At 40.1% G+C, this 15746-nt stretch carries 14 protein-coding genes and 1 pseudogene; 3 read left to right on the top strand and 12 right to left on the bottom strand.

The window, feature by feature from the left end:
• Positions 1–2100, top strand: a complete 2100-nt coding sequence (locus NSTCB13_RS09510; protein WP_448272117.1) for an AAA family ATPase — start codon at positions 1–3, stop codon at positions 2098–2100.
• Positions 2101–2145: 45 nt separating this feature from the next.
• A complete protein-coding gene (locus NSTCB13_RS09505; protein WP_448272116.1) occupies positions 2146–2463 on the top strand; it encodes a hypothetical protein in 318 nt (105 codons plus the stop codon).
• Between the two features lie 173 nt (positions 2464–2636).
• Here NSTCB13_RS09505 and NSTCB13_RS09500 read toward each other — a convergent pair whose 3' ends face one another.
• Genes NSTCB13_RS09500 through NSTCB13_RS09490 form a run of 3 tightly spaced genes read right to left on the bottom strand, consistent with a single transcriptional unit; the run spans position 2637 to position 4305 of the window.
• The gene (locus tag NSTCB13_RS09500) at positions 2637–2990 is read right to left on the bottom strand and encodes a hypothetical protein (protein ID WP_448272114.1); all 354 of its coding nucleotides are present in this window, start codon (positions 2988–2990) and stop codon (positions 2637–2639) included.
• A 56-nt stretch (positions 2991–3046) separates the two neighbouring features.
• Entirely contained in the window at positions 3047–3886 is an 840-nt protein-coding gene (locus NSTCB13_RS09495; protein ID WP_448273164.1) for a M56 family metallopeptidase, read from the bottom strand.
• The gene (locus NSTCB13_RS09490) at positions 3886–4305 is read right to left on the bottom strand and encodes a BlaI/MecI/CopY family transcriptional regulator (RefSeq protein ID WP_292721488.1); all 420 of its coding nucleotides are present in this window, start codon (positions 4303–4305) and stop codon (positions 3886–3888) included. Before NSTCB13_RS09490 ends, NSTCB13_RS09495 begins: the two co-directional genes overlap by 1 nt.
• Positions 4306–4634: 329 nt before the next feature.
• Here NSTCB13_RS09490 and NSTCB13_RS09485 point away from each other — a divergent pair, with 329 nt between their 5' ends.
• A complete protein-coding gene (locus NSTCB13_RS09485; protein ID WP_448272113.1) occupies positions 4635–5375 on the top strand; it encodes a 2-phosphosulfolactate phosphatase family protein in 741 nt (246 codons plus the stop codon).
• Positions 5376–5448: 73 nt separating this feature from the next.
• Here the strand turns inward: NSTCB13_RS09485 and rfbD are convergent, their stop codons facing one another.
• The 9 genes and pseudogenes from rfbD to NSTCB13_RS09440 form a co-directional block, all read right to left on the bottom strand.
• On the bottom strand, positions 5449–6333 hold the full coding sequence (gene rfbD / locus NSTCB13_RS09480) for a dTDP-4-dehydrorhamnose reductase (protein ID WP_445629345.1): 885 nt from the start codon (positions 6331–6333) through the stop codon (positions 5449–5451).
• 332 nt (positions 6334–6665) lie between these two features.
• Positions 6666–7211: a dTDP-4-dehydrorhamnose 3,5-epimerase gene (rfbC, locus tag NSTCB13_RS09475; protein ID WP_448272112.1), complete on the bottom strand. Its 546-nt coding sequence runs from the start codon at positions 7209–7211 to the stop codon at positions 6666–6668.
• Between the two features lie 113 nt (positions 7212–7324).
• Positions 7325–8401, bottom strand: a complete 1077-nt coding sequence (locus NSTCB13_RS09470; RefSeq protein WP_445629343.1) for a glucose-1-phosphate thymidylyltransferase — start codon at positions 8399–8401, stop codon at positions 7325–7327.
• Between the two features lie 109 nt (positions 8402–8510).
• A pseudogene (locus NSTCB13_RS09465) lies at positions 8511–9606 on the bottom strand (glycosyltransferase family 4 protein).
• Positions 9606–10766, bottom strand: a complete 1161-nt coding sequence (locus tag NSTCB13_RS09460; protein WP_448272111.1) for a glycosyltransferase family 4 protein — start codon at positions 10764–10766, stop codon at positions 9606–9608. Before NSTCB13_RS09460 ends, NSTCB13_RS09465 begins: the two are co-directional and overlap by 1 nt.
• A gap of 8 nt (positions 10767–10774) precedes the next feature.
• The gene (locus NSTCB13_RS09455; RefSeq protein ID WP_448272110.1) at positions 10775–11746 is read right to left on the bottom strand and encodes a GDP-mannose 4,6-dehydratase; all 972 of its coding nucleotides are present in this window, start codon (positions 11744–11746) and stop codon (positions 10775–10777) included.
• A 266-nt stretch (positions 11747–12012) separates the two neighbouring features.
• Positions 12013–13188 carry a glycosyltransferase family 4 protein gene (locus NSTCB13_RS09450; RefSeq protein ID WP_448269459.1) on the bottom strand — a complete coding sequence of 392 codons (1176 nt, stop codon included), beginning with the start codon at positions 13186–13188 and terminating at the stop codon, positions 12013–12015.
• A complete protein-coding gene (locus NSTCB13_RS09445) occupies positions 13185–14108 on the bottom strand; it encodes a glycosyltransferase family 2 protein (protein ID WP_448269458.1) in 924 nt (307 codons plus the stop codon). Before NSTCB13_RS09445 ends, NSTCB13_RS09450 begins: the two co-directional genes overlap by 4 nt.
• Before the next feature lie 32 nt (positions 14109–14140).
• A complete protein-coding gene (locus NSTCB13_RS09440; RefSeq protein ID WP_448272109.1) occupies positions 14141–15721 on the bottom strand; it encodes a glycosyltransferase family 4 protein in 1581 nt (526 codons plus the stop codon).
• Positions 15722–15746 lie beyond the last annotated feature (25 nt).

Genomic DNA, 15746 nt, shown 5'->3' with positions numbered 1-15746 from the left:
ATGAGTAATAAGTCCCCAACATCAGGCTTTTGGACTTATGTGGCTGAATGTGTGCGCCTCTTGTATTGGATTTACTTCAAACCTTTTACTTTTGAACGCTGGCTGCGCGATATTCATCCACAACTGAAGCCGACAGATAACCCCTTTGATAAACGAGATGAGTTTGGCACTAACCCCCGCCTGCGTCACTATGCTGGGCAAGTTTCGTGGCTAACTGCCATAGCTCCAATAATCTTTGCCGTGTTACTGTTGGCACTATTTTTCACTTTAGTTAGTGGTAAGTCATTTGAGTTTTTAAGCTGTATTTTTTTGATGGGCTGGTTTATAGGAAGGTTTATAGACTTTGGTGGTAATAAAAATGGGCTAGTTATTTTTCTTGTTGCTATCGTTACTATTTTTCTTACCATTCTTGCAGCTCTATTTTTATCAGACCAGGCATCCGGGGTGGGAATCAGCGTGGTGTTCGGTGTGGGGGTAGGCGTGGGAATCAGCGTGGTGTTCGGTATGGCGGGAGGCGTGGCGGTAGGCATGGCGTTTGGTGTGGTATTTAGTGTGGGGGTAGGCGTGGTAGGCGTGTTCGGCGTGGCGATAGGTGTGGTATTCAGTGTGGTATTCGTCGTGGTAAGCGTGTTCGGCATGGCGGTAGGTGTGGTGGTAGGCGTGGAAGCAGGCGTAGTGGGAGGCCTAGCGTTTGGCATGTCGCTAGGCGCAGCGTTGGGCATGACGTTCGGCCTGGCGTTCAGCGCAGCATTGGGCATATTCGGCGGAGCGTGGATTTTGGGGGTGTTGCGGGTTTACTTCTGGTTGCCAGAATTACTATGGATACTCACCCTGTTCTTGTTGTCTCCCAATGGAAAGCAGGTAAATTGTTTGCGATATCTGCCCCCTCGCTTTGATGAATTGATTATTTTGCCTCTACCTTTCATGGATGTGATGATTGTAGAGGCTTATAGAAATAACTCCGTTGCTGCCCGTGAGACTATTAATTATCTAATTACATCCACCAATCAGCAAAAAGTTGCAGCACAGGCAATTTCTGGTATTGCTGGAGATATTCTCAATCGTTGTCAGACGTTGAGCGATATTGAGGAGATTGCCAACCAACTAGCGTGGATTCCTTCACCACCACCAAAGGAACTTGGCATTGTACTGCCCCAATTTTTGGAAATCAGCCAGGATGTACGAGCATCAAAGGAAGCAACTTCACTTTATCGTAAATATGAGTTACTAAATATTCCCATCAACGCATTACGCCAACTGGGGCAAAGTCTAGCTTTGACAAAAGATGCTCGCGTTGCTATCTCTTTTGGAAATACTGCACAAAGCTGGCTAACTATACTAGAAACGGCGCAGCGCACTTTAGAGGAACAGGCACAGCGATCGCAAGAAATTCGACAAGTTTATATTGCTGGTAACTCCCTAGACCCGGAAACAGCAAAGAATCGTTTCAAAGGGCGAATTGATATATTTCGAGAAATTGAAACTTTGGCACTTTCTGAGCAACCGCCAGTGTTGTTACTTTATGGTGGGCGGAGGACAGGGAAAACTTCAGCGCTGAAATATCTACCTTATAGAATTGGCTCAGATATTGTACCTTTGCTGGTAGATTTACAGGGTGCAGCATCAGCCATAACGTTAAAAGGATTGGCTGAAAATTTAGCTCAACAAATTATCGAAGCTGCACGGCGATTACCCCGCAAAGTATTCTTGCCTAATCCAGATGCCAATAAACTAGCTGAAGATCCATTTCCCGCGCTGCAAACTTGGTTAGCAGAAATAGAACGAAACAACCGTGGTCAGCGATTTCTCCTCTGTTTGGATGAATATGAACGCCTGGATGAAGTAGTGAAAGCAACAAGCAGCCGTGCGCCACTCAACTTTATTCGTAACCTGCTGCAACACCACCAGAACTGGATTTTACTTTTTAGTGGTTCACACGAGTTATCTGAACTTGACGATTACTGGAGTGACTATTTAATTAACACCCGTGCTTTGCGAATGACCTACCTGCAAGAGTCAGAAGCCCGCGATTTGATTTTACATCCAGTGGAGAACTTCACCAATATATATGAACCAACTGCTGTAGATGCAATTATTTAACTGACTCGCTGTCAGCCTTTTCTTGTTCAGTTGGTATGTTACGAGTTGGTGGAGTCGCTAAACGGCAATATTAGAAAAAACCAGGGAAATGCAGATACAGTAAAAGCCACTGCCCAAAATGTCGAACAGATTATTCCTCAAGTGCTTGCCAGAGGCGTTCAGTATTTTCGGGAATTATGGAAGAGTTTAGCAGAGAGCGATCGCTCTCTCCTGCGCCGGATAATCTACGGGGAAACTCCCACGCAGCAAGATAAAGGCGTTATCCGCAAACTAACGCGAAAAGAGATTTTGACTCCAGAAGGCAATGCCTTTCAAGTGCCTTTGGTGCAAAAGTATATAGAACAGTTGCTAGAAGAAGAGTAATATAACAACCCTATAGTGGTTCTCGCTTGGGTGCAGTAAAGTTTTGACCTCACTTCCATTCCTCTCTCCTTTTAGGAGAGAGGCTTTGAATCTTACTCCCCTTCCCTTGAAGGGAAGGGGCTGGGGGTTAGGTCTGTATTCCATGCAATTGGGAACCGCTATATTCAAAATTTTCATCGTGATGTGGCAACCGACATCGCTACAGACATGACGTAAGTTGCTACAGCCTGCACAAAACACGGGAACGTTAAAGCGGAAGTTGCTACAGCTTGCACAAAACACGGGAACGTTAAAGCGGAAGTTGCTACAGCTTGCGCAAAACACGGAAACGTCAAAGCGGAAGTTGCTACAGCTTGAGCAAAACACGGAAACGTCAAAGCAGAATTTGCTACAGCTTGAGCAAAACACGGAAACGTCAAAGCGGAAGTTGCTACAGACACGACAGATGTCGCTACCGTTGCAGCTTTAGGCTGTAGTAGCTTTTTATAGCAGTTGAAATCTAGTTTAGAACATAAACTGATCGTCAAACGCCGATATCAAGAGACTTGCAAGCCTGTTGCCTGTTCCCTGCTATAAATTCAACTTAACTATGAAATATCACAGAAAGTAGAGGTAAAAACGCCAACAAAAAGCCATGCCAGGATTGCAATTGAGCTTCTGGGGTTGGTTCTGGTGGTGCTAATAGAGCTTCTACTCTTTGTTCTAAGCGATCTGCACCAGAAGAACCTAATGCAGCACAGCAAATTTCCGATAAGACGGGACTGCTACTAACTACCAATAAAAGTGATTCTGCTAACACTAGAGGGTCTACCTGCAATGCTGCATAACCGTCAGCACGGAGTTCGCGCAAAGCTAACAATTCTTCCCACAAAGGCTCTGTATTTGGCAGCCATGCTGTGCAGGAACGCACCCAACCCAGCCAGAAAAACCAGAACGTATCCCTGTAATAGTGATGCCCTTGCTCATGGGCTAAGACGCTTTCTAAATGAGCCGGTGAGAGAGTTTGCACTAATCCTTGGCTAACCACTAGTTCTGGTTGCCAAAAACCAATTTGACCTGCAAACAACGCGCCTGTTTGCAACAGTCTGGCTTGTCTATCGCCAACATTCACTAAGGGGCAGTTACGGGCAGATTCTACAGACTGCCAACCTTGGAAAGCAAGTTTAATGCATGAAATGGCAAAAAATGCCAAATAAATTAATGCTAGTAAATAACTAATTGAGCCTGTATACATTCCGCCCATTTGTCCTTGAGGCCCCATGAACAGCACAGCGATCGCAGTCATGAAAATTAGCAAAGGCGGGAAGAGAAACAAAAATAGCGATCGCTGCCACCGCAGACTCCAATTACCTTGGCGTTGATTCCAAGCGGATCTTAACCACCAGGCAACTGCCAAAGCATTCAAAATCATTATCAGATGCATCATTGTTCCTCCCTGGCTTGGCGTGCAGATTGAATACGTTTAGCGATCGCTGCTATTTGTTCGCTAGCTGCTTCATCTAAGCTATCAGCAAAGGCAGCAACAACATCGGGATTCCCCACTGCTAGAAATCGCTGTAACTGCTCGTGAGCTTTGATGACTTCTGATTGTTGCTTACTCAGCATTGGCCGCCAATAGAATGCTCGCTCCTTTTTATCGCAGGCTAGCCAACCTTTATCAGTGAGGCGGCGTAAAACTGTGGTGACAGAAGTATACGCTAATTCGCGGTTGGGATCGGCGAGGATGCGATCGTGTACATCTTTGACTGTGGCTGAACCAAGCTCCCAGATAATATTTAAAATTTCCGCTTCCAACGGGCCTAAAGATAGTTGTTTAGGGCGGTAGTCGGGTAAAGGTGCCATAGCGATTTTTGATTTGGGATGAGCAAAGTGGAGGGAAAAATTTTAGTTTCTATTTGGCAAGTTTAGTCAGGATGCGTAGTGGTGCTAACTTGGAATGCCAAATACAGCTTTAGAAATCTGTTCTTGTTTTAGATTACAGGATAGTGCCGCAAATATGAAAGTCTAAAAGCATAAAAATAGACTTTTTGAGTATTTTTGTATTGAATAGGTTACATCGTGCATATTTGATGCTAAAAAATTATTTGCGAATAATTGTGACTATAGTTAGTGACACCAACTAGGTAGAATGTTATTTTCGGCAGTAGTATTAAAACAGGTGTATCCAGCCCGTGAAGTTATTCGTATACCACACTCCTGAATTGACTCCAACGGATAAAGCGCCAGAATGTGCGATCGCAGTCGATGTCTTGCGAGCTACTAGCACAATAGCGACTGTCTTGGCATCTGGAGGCGAAGCTGTACAAGTATTCAGCGATTTAGATCGGTTAATTGAAGTTAGCGAAAAATGGCCCTCTGAAAAACGTCTGCGGGCTGGAGAACGCGGCGGTGCGAAAGTAGCTGGTTTTGAGTTGGGTAACTCTCCCCTCGACTGCACACCAGAATTAGTACAAGGGCGGCGTTTGTTTATCAGCACTACAAATGGCACTCGTGCTTTACAACGGGTACAAGACTCCCCAAATGTATTAGCAGCAGCCTTGATTAACCGGGCGGCGGTGGTGCAATTTCTTTTAGATAAACAACCAGAGACAGTGTGGATTGTCGGTTCCGGTTGGGAAGGTAGTTTTTCCTTAGAGGATACAGTTTGTGCGGGTGCGATCGCTCATAGTATTTTGCAACAAACCCAGTTGTCACCAGAAGAACTAGCTGGTAACGATGAAGTAATTAGTGCGATCGCTCTTTACTCTCAATGGCAAGATAACTTATTAGGATTACTTCACCAAGCTAGTCACGGCCAACGATTGTTGCGTCTTGACTGTCACGAAGATTTAAAATATTGTTCCCAAACTGATATTTTAGATGTCTTGCCCATACAAAATGAAACGGGAGTATTAAAAAGTCAAAAAGGATAGGCAATAGGCAATAGGCAATAGGCAATAGGCAATAGGCAATAGGGAAGAAATTTACTTAACAATGCTTTATTCCCTATTGCCCAATTTTCAAACTCTGAAGCATTTGTCGGAGTCTTTGTCGCCAATGGGGAGGATAAGTTTCTAGAATTGCGGAAATTTTTCCACAAGCAAGGACGGAATAAGCAGGGCGACGGGCTGGTGTGGGATATTCGGCGGTTGTAATGGGGACAACACGTTCAACTTTCAAAGGGAAGCCTAGTTGTTGTGCTTCTTCAAAAATAGCAACGGCAAAATCATACCAGCTAGCAACGCCGCTATTAGTGTAGTGATAAATGCCACTAATTTCTGGGGTTAATTGAGGAATTGTCTGGGCTATAACAGTGGCTATATCTTGCGCCCAAGTTGGGCTACCAATTTGATCGGCGACAACACGGAGTTCTTGGCGTTCTGCACCTAGTCGCAGCATGGTTTTAACAAAGTTACTTTTGCCAAAGGTTCCATAAACCCAAGCTGTGCGGAGAATGAGGTGATGGGCGCAAGTTTCTTGAATAGCTTCTTCTCCGGCGAGTTTGGTTTTACCATAGACACTCAAGGGATTAGTCGCATCAGTTTCCTGGTAAGGGCTACAGCCATTGCCATCAAAAACGTAATCAGTTGAAATATGAATTAGAAAAGCTCCTAATTTTTGGCTTTCTTGGGCAAGAATTAGGGGTGCAATCGCATTAATAGCAATAGCAAGTTCGGGTTCACTTTCAGCTTTGTCTACAGCAGTATAAGCAGCAGCGTTAATGATAATTTGCGGCTGCTTAGATGTGATAACGTTGCGGAGGGTATCAGGTTGGGTAAAGTCTACTGTTGGGCGTGCTACTGAGATAACATTGCTGTTAGATGAGAGTATTTGTTGTAGTTCCTTACCCACTTGACCATTGCTACCAATCAGCAAAATTGATTTTGTCATTTGTCATTTGTCCAAGAGAAGCCACGCCACTTTTTAACGTGAGTTCGATAAACCTCTCCCCAACCCCTCTCCGAGGCGGAGAGGGGCAGAAATATTCTTAGTTGACAACGAAAAAATTAGGGTTTCAAAGCCTCTCGAAGAGTGGGGGAGAGGAATGGAAATGGGGTTTTTAGAGCCGTCGAACTCACGTCTTTTTAACTTGGTTTGAATTAGTTCGATGAAAGACAAAGTTTTTCCGCACACTATAAAAGTAAGCTTAGGGTATAGCAAGAGGCTGGGTATCTGACAAAATCCAATGACCAATGACCAATGACCAATGATCAATGACTACGTTAATCAAATACTTCAGCAGTTCTGAAAGATTTACCAGCTTGGTCTTTAGCTGATAAAATCGGTGGCCCACTCAAGGGCCAATCTATGCCTAAATCTGGATCGTTCCATAGAATTGTGCGATCGCTTTGGGGCAAGTAATAATCTGTAGTTTTGTAGAGAACTTCGGCTAGTTCTGAAAGTGCAAGAAAGCCGTGAGCAAAACCTGGTGGTATCCACAGTAAGCGTTTGTTTTTGGCACTGAGTTCATAACCTACCCACTTACCGAAGGTAAGCGAACTTTTTCTAATGTCTACGGCTACATCAAAAATAGTGCCAGAAACAACCCGAATGAGTTTACCTTGGGGTTGTTGGATTTGATAGTGCAATCCCCGGAGAACGTTTTGTTTTGAGCAAGAGTGGTTATCTTGGACGAAGTTCGTAACAATCCCTATCTGTTGAGCAAATCTTTGGTGGTTGTAAGCTTCAAAAAAGAAACCGCGATCGTCTCCAAATACTTGGGGTTCGAGTTGGATAACTTCGGGAATTTTGGTATGTACAATGCTCATTAATATTACAAGTAATGTGCCACAGTCTTAATTTTTAGAGTAATTTAATACTTGTATTTTACAGGTATTAGAATTAAGATTTTGACTGTGGTTTTTTGTTTTGAATAAGTAAATCACGTTAGTTCAATTTGACAATCATCGCCAATCATAAATCGCAAGGCTTTAGGGCGACGGGGTGCAAGATTCAATTGTGCCCTTTGTCCAATCACACTATCAATAATGCGCTGATGAATTCCGGCAATTTTAGCACCTTCTAAAATAACGCTGTGTTCTAAATCAGTATCAATAAGTGTGACATTGTTAGCGATGCTACTATAAGGGCCAATAAAGCAGTTTTCTAAATGACAATTGCTACCAATGACTACTGGCCCCCGAATTGTGCAGTTAATTACTTTAGATTTTACCCCGATTTTGACTCGTCCAATAATCTGACTTTGGGCATCGATTTCGCCCACAACTGATGCTGTCAGATAAGTATCGAGAATTAATCTATTAGCTTCTAATAAATCATCTTTTTTACCAGTATCTAACCACCAGCCTTGGAGATTGTGGGCTACAACCTGCTTTTGCTGATTAATCAGGTATTGAATAGCATCAGTGATTTCCAACTCGCCTCTGGTGGAAGGTTGGATATTGGCGATCGCATCATAAATTAGGTGAGAAAAGAAATAAACTCCTACTAATGCCAGATTTGAAGGAGGAACTTTGGGTTTTTCAATTAATTGTAATACCCGTCCGGTTTCATCTACCTGAGCCACACCAAAGGCGCTAGGGTTAGCAACTGAACGTAAGAGAATCAAAGCATCGGGCTGTTGTTGGCTAAATTGTTGCAGAAAGTAACGTAACTCACCTAGTTGAATCAAGTTATCGCCTAAGTACATGACAAAGGGAGAATCTTCTAAAAAGGGACGAGCGACTTGGACGGCGTGAGCAAGTCCCAGTGGTTGGTTTTGTATGATGTAGGTGATGTTTGCTCCAAAGCATTCTCCATTTCCGGTTTTCCCTTGGACTTCTGCCCCGGTTTCTGGACTGATAATGATGCCAATATCAGTAATACCAGCCGCGACCATTTCTTCAATGCCGTACCATAAAACAGGTTTGTTAGCAACTGGTACAAGTTGTTTTGCCCCGCTGTAGGTGAGGGGACGTAACCGTGTGCCTTTACCGCCAGAAAGAATTAGTGCTTTCATACTGCTTTCATCAGGATTTAGGATTAATTACAAGTCATTAGTCAAGATAATCTGAAAACTTGACAAAATCCCAAATCATTGCATTTAAATTCTGACGTTAGTTTATCTTTTATATGTAACGGGATAACACTTCGACAGTTGCTTTTGCTGTTTTTTCCCAACTGAATTGTTGAGAGTGAGTAATACCTTGTCTAGAAAGGCGCGATCGCAATTCTGAATTAGTAGCGATCGCCTGCATCGCCTCTGTAATTTCTCCGGTGTTGTAGGGATTGACTAGAATCGCCGCATCGCCAGCCACTTCTGGTAAAGAGGAGAGATTGGAGGTAATGACGGGAGTACCACAAGCCATTGCTTCGAGAACAGGTAAACCAAAACCCTCCCAAAGACTAGGAAAAACCAAAGCGATCGCTTGATTAATTATTTTTGGCAATTCGCTGTAAGGAACATAGTCAAGGAACTTTACCTGATTAGTTACACCCAATTCTGCAACTTGCACTTTTAAAGTCGGGGTGTAACGCGAATCAATTGGCCCTACTAACCATAGTTCATAGTCTTTGCAGTTAGGTAACGCCGCAAAAGCACTGATGAGTCGCTGGATGTTTTTGTAAGGGGTCTTGGCGGCCAATATAGAGAAAGTAGTTGCGAGTAGGTAGATTGAGAGGAAGGAAGTGAGTGCGATCGTGCGCTAAAGGAATCACAGTAATTTTGCTGGCGGGAATTTCGTAAAAATCGGTGATGTCTTTAGCCGTAGTCTGAGAGATAGAAATAATGTGTTGCGCTTGCTTAAGAACTTGAGGAGTGTAGTAGCGGTGGTAGGGTGTGAGTGGTGAGAATGGTTTGGCAAAACGCAACGGTATCATGTCAAAAGATGTGACAACAAAACGACAATTGCTATAAAGGGGTGCTTCTGGGAGCGGAGAGAATAAAAGACTCGATTTAAGGTTTTTATATATTTGTGGTAGTTGAAATTGCGTCCAGATAAGGCGGTTTAAATGACCTTTTGTACCGTGGTCTGGGGTTAAATTTGACGGGATTGGATAGCAGTCAAAATCGGGATATTTTTGCGCTACTAATAGAGTGGGTTGCAAAGATTTTAAATAAGGAAAAAGGTTTTGAGCATAGTTGCCTATACCTGTTGGTTGAGATAAGAGAATAGATAAGTTAATAATTAATTGTTTGGCAGAGGTATTATCTACTATTTTCATTAAATAATGGTTCTATAAGCGTTTAATGTTTCTTTTGCCGTTCTTTCCCAGGAAAATAATTTTGCTCTGGCTTTCCCTTTATTAATTAATTCTTGGCGGAACTGAGAATCACTAATTACTTTCAGTATTGCTTCCCCTAGTTCGATAGGGTTATTAGGGTCAACTAATATAGCAGCATCTCCTGTAACTTCTGGAATTGAAGAAGTATTAGAACTAATCACAGGAACACCTAAAGTCATTGCTTCCAATACGGGCAAACCAAACCCTTCGTAATGAGATGGATAAACGAAGACATCAGCTTTAGAGTAAAATAATGCAACTAATTCATTAGATAGGTAATTAAGATGATGAATTTGGTTTGCCCAAGGCGAATTTTCAATAGCTGCAAATATCGGTTCGTAATTCCATCCTTTCCTACCAATCAATATTAATTGATGTTCAAGTTTGTATTTTTCTTTTAAAAAGTTAAAGGCTGTAATTATATTATTAATATTTTTTCTTGGCTCTATTGTGCTGACAAAAAGTAGATATGGCTTGCAAAAATCATAATTAGTTTGTTTTTCTAGAATTTGGGCAACTTCCTCAGATAAGTAATTAGGATAGTAGCGACTAGCTAAAGGTGTAACATAGACTTTTTCTGGGTCTACTTGCAAATATTCAATAATATCTTTTTTAGAGCTTTCTGAAATAGTTAAAACTAAATCTGTCCACTGTAAACATCGCTTTACTCTTTTTGTATATGTTTTTACGACTGAATCTGTATAGTTAGGATATTTAATAAAAGTCAGATCGTATATATTCATTACCTTTAAACTATTTTGACAGGGATAAACTGAGTAATTTGTCCCATGTAATATATCTGGAAAACCAAAATATTTTTCCAAGTAAGATAAACTAGGTTTAAAAGCTAAAGCTAATAATAAATTTGAGATTCTTACAGGTAAAGGCAAGAGATACTGTTGAGAAGAATTTTTAAAGCATTCAGGAAAAATTAAGTTACCCCGAAGCCAATTTTTTAATCCTGGTTGATAGACTACTCCTAACTGAAAATTTTCCTCTTTTTGTAATACATCAAGAGCGCATATTAAATTAGCAATATAAAAACCAACACCACTGGGTTTTGAATCCACTGGAGTGGCATCAACTACAACTTTTAGCATCAGAATATTTAAGCTCCGCCGTTGCTCAATTTTTTTAGATCGTAATCAACCATTAACTCAACCAATTGCTCAAAAGAATGCTGAGGCTGCCAATCTAACTTTGTCTTAATTTTATTAATCGAACCAACTAACTGCACAGGTTCATCAGAGCGATAAAAAGCAGGGTCAACTGAGACATAATCTTGCCAGTTTAGACCAACGCTGTTAAAAGCACACTCAACGAGTTCTCTGACAGAGTGAGTTTCACCATTAGCGATGATATAGTCATCAGGTTGTGCTTGTTGCAACATCAACCACATAGCATAAACAGCATCTTTGGCGTAGCACCAATCACGACGGGCATCTAGGTTGCCTAATTTTAGTTCATTTGCTAAACCTAATTTAATTTGAGCAGCTGCGTGCGTAATTTTGCGAAATACAAATTCTGTCCCACGTCGAGGTGATTCGTGAGTATAAGTAATACCACAACAGTTATAAAGGTTGTATTTCTGCCGATAGTTGACAGTCATCCAGTGAGCGTATGCTTTAGCAACACCATAAGGGTTGCGCGGACGAAAGGCGGTGCGTTCAGTTTGAGGCGATTCATCAGGTTGACCAAAAACTTCACTACTAGATGCTTGATAGAATCTAGCATCTGGTTTGCAGCGACGAATAGATTCTAAAAGGCGGGAGACACCTAGAGCTGTATATTCAGCAGTAAGAGCAGGTTGTGTCCAAGAGAGAGGAACGTAGCTTTGAGAGGCGAGATTATAAATTTCGTCAGGTTGAGCTTCCGTAATCACATCCATTAATGATGACTGATCTAAAAGATCGCCAGAAAGAATTTGGATATCGCCAGAAAGATGATTGACGCGCTCAAGATTACTGGAACTTGAGCGGCGGACTAAGCCGAAGACTTGATAGCCTTTGCTTAGTAATAGTTCAGCAAGATAAGAGCCATCTTGTCCAGTTAAGCCGGTAATGAGAGCTTTTCTAGTCACAGTTATAATCCTATTGTTAAAAAAAATAAAATTTAAAAGGTTATTCAGTATATGTGATGGCAAACTATTTAGTTCAAATCACAAACTTTATTTTACAATTAAGCAGTAAATACTCTATTTATGATATTTTTGTAATTTCAAGTAAGACCACAACAGTTGTCAAAGTTGTATTACTGCCGATAGTGAAAAATCATCTAATGAGAATGAGCTTTTATAAACAATAAATTTAGTTTAAGCGTTTTTACGCTAGAGTCAAATTCCTATTTTTAGCTCATAAAAAATTGTTTTTTAATCTCCTTTTCAGAAGTTTTTTTAGGAAGTTCTAAAACATCTATATATGCTTGAGTTACTTGCTTTGCTGCTTTCGACCAGGAAAAATTATTAGCTTGTCTTGGACTATTAAACCTCAACACCTGACGCAATTTGTCCTCTTGAAGTTTTGCAAATCCTGCCACGATATCAGCTTCATTTGTAGGATCTACATATAAAACTGCATCTTTGCCAACTTCAGGTAAACTCGTAGTATTAGAAGTTATAACAGCTGCGCCAAGATTCATTGCCTCTAAAACTGGCAATCCAAATCCTTCATAAATTGATGGATAAACAAATGCCCAACAATTTTTATATAGCCAGTTTAGTGTATCATCATCCACATACCCTAGTCTACGAATATGCTTAGTCAAGCCTATACTAACAATGAAACTTTCAAGATCGTCTTCTAACCATCCTTGCCCTCCTGCTAAAACCAAAGGTTTAGGATCGTTATAAATATCGATATATTTCTTATACGCCAACAAAGTACGGCGTAAATTTTTCCTTGGTTCTAAAGTACCTACAGAAAGCCAAAAATGATCGGGTTCGAGGTCAGTAACCGATTTTTCTTCATCACCATCCTGAAAACGACTTCCTAAATAGACTACACGAGTTCTTTCTATTGGAAAGTGAGGAAATATTTCCAGAAATCGTTGTCTAGAATATTCAGAAATAGCAATAATTAAGTCGGCTTGCATTGATGCACTAAAAACACCATTAAAACAATTCCATCGGTTTTGTTCAGAAGTATATTCTGGATGATCGAGGAAACTCAGATCGTATAGAGTATAAACAAACCGAGCAGAATTAAAACGAGGACATGAAAAGTTATTCCCGTGAACAATATCTGGATTCCCTAATTTCTCTTCATCAATTGCTGCTGAACTACTCCAAAAAGCTAGAGACTCATGATGTGAAAAATTATCTAGTAAATGAGTACAATTACTTTTATTAAAGCGGCACGTGCTAATTCTATGCTCTGGGTCCCAAAAAGTATTTCCAAATGCTGAGTAAAGCAAATACTCATTATTGTTGTTGCAATTTACTAGATGTTTTATAAGACTATCAGCAAAATATCCACATCCTGCCTTGGATTTTCCAGTTTGACTAATATCAAAACCGATTTTCATAACCTTTTCAATAGTACAACTAAATTTTTAATCAAAAATATATTGGCAGCAATTAACCACCAAATCATTTTGACTGATGCATTGATTGAAATCGATTTTTTCCAATGATAAAATGACCACAGGCTATTAAAAATTACTGCATTCACAAAAATCATGTTTTGAATAGGTTTTGTTCTGTCTAACTTCCAAGTCTCTTCTATCTTTACGTGTGCGTAAGCAAAAATCCATTTATCTGGTACATTTCCAAATTTGGAATGCATCATATTATTTATTTCATAATGCACAGCTATCCGTTGACCCAGTGTTTTATTAGTCTTGTATAAGCGAGAACCAGAAAGCTTGCGTGGTATATAATAAAATGGTGTATTCTTCGCATAACGAAGCCACAACTCATAGTCCATACAGTACTTGAGAGAATCATTCAAGTTGCCATATTTTTTAACTAAATTACGGCGGAAAAATACGGATGGTTGGCAGAGAAAACAAGTTTCGATTAAACGTTGATAATTCCAATCCTCAGTCGGATAAGCTTCAATAACTCGGTCTTGTTCATCAATGTGATCGGCATCACCATATATAGCTTGTACATTGGGATAAGATTCAAAAATTTCTTTAATTGCTTTAAAAGTTCCTGGATAGTAAATATCATCAGAATTAATCCAAGCAATTATGTCACCTGTGGTCATAGCGATACCTTTATTAACGGCATCTGCTTGTCCTTTATCAGGTTCTGAAACCCACTTTATGTACTTATCATAATTTTTTAAGATTTCTACAGTCCCATCGGTACTAGCACCATCACAGATTACATACTCCATTTCTGCATCTGCCAATTGTTGAGATAGCACACTCTGTATAGTTCTTTCTATAAAACAACCCTGACCAAAAGAAGGTGTAATAACGCTAAATTTTAAGTTCACACCACACTCTCTAATGCTAAAATTGAACTAGATTACCCATCAACTAAGTTTACTTGACAATGGCGCACCATTAACCCAAGCCAACGTTGATCCGAGTTCAGATTTAGTTGACTAGGTTGAAAGCTAGGCGATATTTGCACTGTTACCACTTCACCTGTAGGCAAAAGTGGCCAAATAACTTTCTGTGATTCGCCCCGAAGGCAATTGTAAGAAGCTTTTCTCTTTTTAGTGCGTAATTTTATCGTGGCTTTAGAGGTTGGATAAAATTCAGGAGTTTCAAACAAAATCTCTAGAGTTCGCCCTGACAAACCTGGCTCTATGGAAATATGAAACTCAGGTGCTGACCAACCATCATCATAAATGCCAGAAATCATGGTTTGAACTAATGTCTTTTGATTTAAAGCCTCTTTTTCAAATATACTTAAGTATTGGCAAGCCATTTCCTTACCATCAAATAGCTCTAATCTTTGAAACCCTTTTTTGACCAGTTGTTCAACTAATAATTGATTACCGCTAATCTTTGCCAAACATGATGCTATCTCATCTGGTTTTCGAGGATCGAAATAGATAACAGCATCTCCTCCAACTTCTGGTAAGCTAGCAGCATTACTAGATAATACTGGCTTACCAAATTTCATTGCCTCTAAAGTTGGAATCCCAAATCCTTCATATAATGAAGGGAAAATTAAACATTGACAACCTTGCCAAACAGCTGTTAATGTCTCTTGATTTATAAATCCTAAAAATATGATATTTTCGCTCAAACCCATAAGGTCTACTGCTTCCTTTAAGTTATTTTCTTCATGTTCTAATGCACCTGTAAAAACTAAATCTAAAAATGAATTTGGAAACTGTTTTTTATATATTCCATAGGCTGTTAACAGTATACGATGGTTTTTGTGTGGCCAATAGTTAGCAGGATAAAATGCATATTGTCGTCCTGCTAAACCTATACTGCTGAGATGCTCTATAACAGTGCTTTCATTTAATTCAACTAGGCGTTCATGAATAGAAATCGGTACAACAGCAAGTTGATCGGGGGGCGTTTTAAAATGCTTGATAAATGATTGGCGTGTAAAATCTGAAATGCAAATGATTTTTTGAGACTTATTAAGAAGCTCAACTATAAATTTTGTTCGATGTTGCTGTTCTTGAGCAGTAAAAAAAAATTGATAGTCTAAATGCTGTAAATCATAAGCAATAGCTACTAGCGGAATATCTTTTTCGGCATATGTTGGTGCAGAAAAAGGGCAAAATAATAAATCAATATTATTTTTTTTCAGTAGAGAGCTAGAGCCTATAAACTTATTGAATTTCAAGTTAATTTTATTAAATACTTTTTCTCCCAGTCTAGATAAAATCCCCCATTTCTGTTTTTTAGGTGCATTAATTAAATTAGGAACTAATAGTCGCTCCATCCTTTTAGTCTCGTATTGGGCTAGTTCTAAATGATTCCAAGGAGCTGTAAGGAGCAAGAAATAGTGATGAGGAGCTAACTTTTGAAATTGTGTGAGTAGTGTCAATACTAAAACTTTAGCACCTCCATTTTCACCACCAGGTCGTAGAGGAGTTAAATCTATAGCAATTTTTAGAGATGATTGTAATTCGCTCATATGGTCATTAATATATTCAACTTTT

This window comes from Nostoc sp. DSM 114160, assembly GCF_053470305.1.
This window is presented reverse-complemented; position numbering and strand designations above follow the sequence as displayed.

Excerpts from the sequence above, each read along its gene's own strand:
- NSTCB13_RS09510 (WP_448272117.1), top strand. The coding sequence starts at position 1 with ATGAGTAATAAGTCCCCAACATCAGGCTTTTGGACTTATGTGGCTGAA.
- NSTCB13_RS09495 (WP_448273164.1), bottom strand. The coding sequence starts at position 3,886 with ATGCATCTGATAATGATTTTGAATGCTTTGGCAGTTGCCTGGTGGTTA.
- NSTCB13_RS09490 (WP_292721488.1), bottom strand. The coding sequence starts at position 4,305 with ATGGCACCTTTACCCGACTACCGCCCTAAACAACTATCTTTAGGCCCG.
- rfbD (WP_445629345.1), bottom strand. The coding sequence starts at position 6,333 with ATGACAAAATCAATTTTGCTGATTGGTAGCAATGGTCAAGTGGGTAAG.
- rfbC (WP_448272112.1), bottom strand. The coding sequence starts at position 7,211 with ATGAGCATTGTACATACCAAAATTCCCGAAGTTATCCAACTCGAACCC.
- NSTCB13_RS09470 (WP_445629343.1), bottom strand. The coding sequence starts at position 8,401 with ATGAAAGCACTAATTCTTTCTGGCGGTAAAGGCACACGGTTACGTCCC.
- NSTCB13_RS09460 (WP_448272111.1), bottom strand. The coding sequence starts at position 10,766 with ATGCTAAAAGTTGTAGTTGATGCCACTCCAGTGGATTCAAAACCCAGT.
- NSTCB13_RS09450 (WP_448269459.1), bottom strand. The coding sequence starts at position 13,188 with ATGAAAATCGGTTTTGATATTAGTCAAACTGGAAAATCCAAGGCAGGA.
- NSTCB13_RS09440 (WP_448272109.1), bottom strand. The coding sequence starts at position 15,721 with ATGAGCGAATTACAATCATCTCTAAAAATTGCTATAGATTTAACTCCT.